4 protein-coding genes and 1 pseudogene are annotated in these 4,832 nt (G+C 59.0%); 2 read left to right on the top strand and 3 right to left on the bottom strand.

Annotated elements, in window-relative coordinates; genetic code table 11:
- Positions 1-500 precede the first annotated feature (500 nt).
- Together ACYOEI_RS40805 and ACYOEI_RS40800 are read left to right on the top strand one after the other, a co-directional pair.
- On the top strand, positions 501-1,100 hold the full coding sequence (locus ACYOEI_RS40805) for a hypothetical protein (RefSeq protein ID WP_462856430.1): 600 nt from the start codon (positions 501-503) through the stop codon (positions 1,098-1,100).
- Between the two features lie 183 nt (positions 1,101-1,283).
- Positions 1,284-2,093 (top strand): hypothetical protein, encoded by an 810-nt coding sequence (locus ACYOEI_RS40800; protein WP_462856429.1) that lies wholly within the window; start codon positions 1,284-1,286, stop codon positions 2,091-2,093.
- Positions 2,094-2,134: 41 nt separating this feature from the next.
- Here ACYOEI_RS40800 and ACYOEI_RS40795 read toward each other — a convergent pair.
- From ACYOEI_RS40795 to ACYOEI_RS40785, 3 genes and pseudogenes are all read right to left on the bottom strand, one after another.
- Positions 2,135-2,847 (bottom strand): annotated as a pseudogene (locus ACYOEI_RS40795) (nicotinate phosphoribosyltransferase); the annotation flags it as partial.
- A gap of 538 nt (positions 2,848-3,385) precedes the next feature.
- Positions 3,386-4,207: an IS21-like element helper ATPase IstB gene (gene istB, locus ACYOEI_RS40790; protein WP_462856428.1), complete on the bottom strand. Its 822-nt coding sequence runs from the start codon at positions 4,205-4,207 to the stop codon at positions 3,386-3,388.
- Positions 4,204-4,832, bottom strand: a 629-nt coding sequence (locus ACYOEI_RS40785) for a Mu transposase domain-containing protein (RefSeq protein ID WP_462856427.1), incomplete at its 5' end; no start/stop codon positions are given. The genes istB and ACYOEI_RS40785, both read right to left, overlap by 4 nt.

Below are 4,832 nucleotides of genomic sequence, written 5' to 3'. Positions count from 1 at the left end.
CGACGGAACTGAGTCCGCTGCAGCGCAGGCTCCTGAGCCTGTTGCGAATGACGGCGGCTTATAACCGCTGACGTGGCGACCGCCGGAAATTCGGAGAAATTGAATGCCGGATGTGCGGAACGTAGGGAAAAGCGGTGTGGTATGAAGGACTTGAATAGCTGAATAAAGCGACCGCCCCGAACGGAGCGGATCGATCGACGTCCGCTTGCGCGAATAGTCGCGAGATTCGGATTTTCCGAATCCGGGTTCGCTTGTTTAAGGCCTAGCCGACGATGAGGCGGCCGGCTGGCGAGATTGGATGGCGGCCTATTTCGAAGATCTGGTCGCTCAGCCTGATCCAACGTTTTACGAGCCACCTTACTTCCGCACTTTCCATATTGGATGAGGCCCGATCATTCCTGTTCGGGTAATGTTGAAGACGTGCCAGATAGATCGGATAGATTTGGAAGCGCAAGTCTATCGAGATCGGTCGTCAGGAAACAGCTTCAGTTGGAGGGCTTATGGGCATCGACCTTATTCTAAGGTGCGACGACCGCGAATTTTGCACCCGCCCCTCGATGGCAGAGTGGGATATGATCGCCTCGCTGCGGGCATTTCTCCCCGACCCTGTCACCTTGATCGTCGGCGATGATCAGGCAGAGATGGGAGACGACGAGACTTTCACTGCCGTCGCCCTGCTTGGGGCAATCGAAAGCATCGATGACTTCCTGGTCAGCCAAAGCCGCTTGCTGCCCGTGACCTACGTTTTCAAGAGGGAATACTTGCTCTTGAACGGGAGCCGTTTCCCGATTGACGACGATTTCTCAACGGGGGCAATGAGCGGGATCGAGTTCCCCGGCGACACGGAACATCGATATTCGATTCGTGCCGGAGTGGAAGAATGCCATCTAAGCAAGATAGCCATCGATCCCGACGGGAGGGGCAGGATCGTTGAACAACGCGATCTGCGAAGTGAAGAGGAGATAGAGACCACGACCTGCGGCCGGATCCAGATTCGCAAGCGGAATGATCAAGGTGGGCTTCGCGGAGTACTCGCACAGATACGCGAGTTCCTTGAGTCCTCGAGCGGGGAGTTGGTCACGAGGACGATTAGTGGCTGATCTATCAGTCGATCACACAAATATTACCGCACGAATTTTCTACCCTTGACCTTGCATCGGCATCGTTGCCCAGCTCGGAAGCGTCAAGAAGAGTCTCGATGAAAAACGGGCTTGTCGAATCTGATCGATTCGAGTAGGTATCCACCCAGAGATGGGCTCGATCAGATCAGCGAGGAACCGGTGATGATTCGCCTTATAATCGCCGCCTGGATGTGGGAGTTGATCGCCGTCAGTGCGGCGTTGCCTTCCGACTTGAAAACGACCATTAGCAAAGAATCGGCTATCAAAGTCTGGCAACGCTACCTCGACGAACACAAGCATGGACTGCATTATCGCTTCTATACAGAAATCTTTCCAAATAGTTGCGATAAATATGACGTTGTCGAAGGAGAGGTCTGGGCCTCAGGAACCGAGAATCTTCGAATCGAATACTCTCATAGACGATCAGGTTTTGGAGCCGAAACGTTCATATGGAATTCCAGTGAATACTGCCATGTGAATCAAAAGACAAATTTCCCCTTTCATACAAGCAGGCGTCCTGTTTGGGATAACCAGACCGAAAAGAAAAACGTTCTCAGTGCGTGTTGTATCGAGAAGAAAGATTGGATGAATATGATCGACATTCCTGACCAAAATCGGCTACTTTTCCTAGGACCTGATGATCCAACTTTTAAATCTAAGACGCAAACCGAGCTCAGGAGCGACTCCGAGGGAAGCGCCGTTTTGTGGTTTACTCCGCTCACTCCCGAGTTGGAGAGTTCCTGGGATTACATGACGGTCTTACTTGATAGCCGATCCGGGTTGCCCTCAGTTCTTAAAGTTGGAGGACGAACACCGGGTTATGCAAGCACTACCTATGTGCAACAAATAGATACAATCGAGCCTTCCATTCCAAACAATATATGGTCTTTCGGATCAATTTGCATCTCCTTTAGGCGATCAGCCTTCAAGGCAACCCCTGACTCGTTCACGGTACACCACATCGGGAATTGACCGCGGCAGGCTCCCTACTCATCCCTTTGCCCAATAGTGTGTCATGCGGCCACTCGTTTCCGAATCTCCGCGATTGTGTCGTCCACCAGGAGCTTGCCGTCGCGGAACACAGGCCGCAGGCAGCAACCCTCCGGATTTATAGCGTCCTGGCGATCGGCAAGGCAATAGACGCCAACGATGTTCGTCACGGCGATTCTGCCGCGGGCCGATTTCTTTACACCGTCATCGGTCTTCGGGTCCTTGTAAATTTCCCGACCGACGCCATTCACCTCTCCGTAGGTCGACTTCACCGCGAAGCCGAATGTGTCACGCGTGACATACTGGTAGGTGTAGGAGCCGACGCCGAACACGACGTTATTCGATGCGAAGCCCTTCGCTTTCAGGCCCGATAGGATCGCCTCGGCGCGGGCCAAGGTGATCGAATCGCCGTAGATCAGGCCGACATGGCTGTCCAGCGTCCGAAATCCCTTTTCGTTCGTCGTTCCGCCGAAGATATCCCAGAGGCACTCGACGGCACCTTGTGGGCCGAACTGCCCTCTGGTGCGTTGGGGTCGCCGACGAGAATCTTCACCGGATCTCCGCTGTCCGGGCGGAAAACGACCTTACCCTCTCGTGCCAGGATCGTTTCCTTCAACTCGGTCGCGTATTCGGTGATGACCTTCCAAAAATCCCAGGTGTCGGAGACGATCGACACGATGCCGGCGGGATAGAGCTGGGTGATCAGGCGGCGGAAGGCTGTCAATGGACCCGAATCGTTACGAGGTTAGTGAACCCGAACTGTTACGAAGCCCGAATGGCTTCGGAGGGGGCAATTCTTGCCTGACTATCCCCCGATTCTTGGACTTTTCCGGACTCTCGACTCGTTCAGCAAGTCCTGTTGGTCCCTCCCACGCCCAACAGGGAGAGGATTTTCGACCCCAATCCTTACGAGTTTCTGCCCTGTCGATCCGAGACAACCCATCTCGCCTCGGTCGCTCGTCGTCGACGGCTCCTCCAGGGCCGGCCGACTGTACGGAATGACCGGTGTACATCGCTGGCGTTTCCCCGCCACGACGGGGCCGTCCGCCGGCCCCGGATCAAACCCATTACTATCCCCCCCTCGCCGACAGGGACGGCTCCTCCAAGGCCATTTCCCTGAACAAATCCACCACTGAACACGACTCGAAATTTCACCTCTGACGGATGCCATCTCCCGGCTCGCCGATGTCGACTCGGGCGGATCCTCCAGGGCCGCCCTGACGGGTCTGGGACCATCGATCGCGATCCGGGCTCGATGCCGACCCCTCTGCCATTCATGACCGCCCGTTCAGGCTCTCCTCCAATTCCCGGAGGCGATAGCTCCGGCCCCGGATGTTCAGCACGTGGCACGAATGGAGCAGTCGGTCCAGGATCGCCGCCGTGATCACCTCGTCGCCCGCCAGCATCTCCGGCCAATCCTTGATCGCCTTGTTCGACGTGATGCACAGCGAGCCACGCTGATAGCGGTAGCTCACCAACCGGAAGAATAGATTCGCCTCCTCACGTGTGAATGTCTCGAAGCCAACTTCGTCGATGATCACCAACGCCGCCTTCATGTACTTCTTCCCCTTCAGGCGCGTCGGCGGCACCTCCGCGTCCTTGCGCATCGCGTGCAGCAGCTCCTCCAGGCGGAAGAACGCCACCGAGAAGCCGCTCTCCACCGCCTTGACACCCAGCGAGATCGCCAGATGCGTCTTGCCGACCCCGGGCGGGCCCAGGATCAGCAGGCCCTGCTTCTCTCGCAACCAGGCGCAGTTCGCCAGCGCGTCGAGCTTCGATCGCTGCACCGCCGGCTGGAACGCGAAGTCGAAGTTGGCCAACGTCTGGCCCGTCGGCAGGCCCGAGAGCCGCAGCGAAGTCCGGACCCGCCGTTCCTCGCGACGCTCCAACTCGTCCTTGAACAACTGCTCCAACAACGCCGGCGAGCCCAGGTCCTCCTTCACGGCTCGGGTCAGGATCATCGGCAGTGCGTCGGCGGCGAACTCCAACCCCAGCTTCATCAGCTGGTCGACCAACGTCCCCAGGTCGGCCGTCGTCGCCTTGGCGGGCAACGCCGGCGGCCGGTCGAGGTCGTGCGCGGTCCCCTTGGGCGTCATCGGGCCACCTCCGCCAGCGCGGCGTAGAGGTCCATTGGACGTCGCTCCACGGGCAACTCGGCGATCTCCTGGAGCTTCCTGGCCATCCGGCCCAGCGGCTTGGGCGGGAGCACCTCGGCGGTCCCGGGCCCTTCGTAGCAGGCCGGATCGATCAGGATCCGTTCGCTCGTGTGCCGCGGGTAGGTGACCAGGACCGCGGCGGTCCGGGGGTCGACGATCCGCACGCATCCCGAGCCGCCGCGGACCTCCACCTCGCGGCCGGCATAGGTGAACGGGACGACATAGCTACGCCCCTCGAAATGGACCGTGCAATCCTTGTGCACCGGGGCGGTCCTGACCAGGTCGAACGGCTCCGGCATGGACCCCGGCAACGGCCGCAACGACGGCCTCTCGGCCTCCCAACTCGCCTCGACCGACAGGCCGGTCGCCGGGCAGGTCCGCCGGGCCGCGTCGGCGAGGAGCGTCGCATCGGTCCAGCCCTGGAGCCCATCCAGGCCTTCGAAGGCGCGGCCCTGGATCTCCAGTCGCTTCCAGACGCCGACCCGCCGCTCCGTCTTGCCTTTCTGCTCCGGGGAGCGGACCTCGCAGGCGTCGACGTGGAACCCGAGCGTCCTGGCATAGACGC

The organism is Singulisphaera rosea (assembly GCF_054877945.1).
Note: the sequence above shows the minus strand (reverse complement) of the source record. Positions and strands in the feature narration are given on the sequence as shown.

Coding starts and splice junctions, on each gene's coding strand:
- ACYOEI_RS40805 (WP_462856430.1), top strand. CDS start 501: ATGGGCATCGACCTTATTCTAAGGTGCGACGACCGCGAATTTTGCACC.
- ACYOEI_RS40800 (WP_462856429.1), top strand. CDS start 1,284: ATGATTCGCCTTATAATCGCCGCCTGGATGTGGGAGTTGATCGCCGTC.
- istB (WP_462856428.1), bottom strand. CDS start 4,207: ATGACGCCCAAGGGGACCGCGCACGACCTCGACCGGCCGCCGGCGTTG.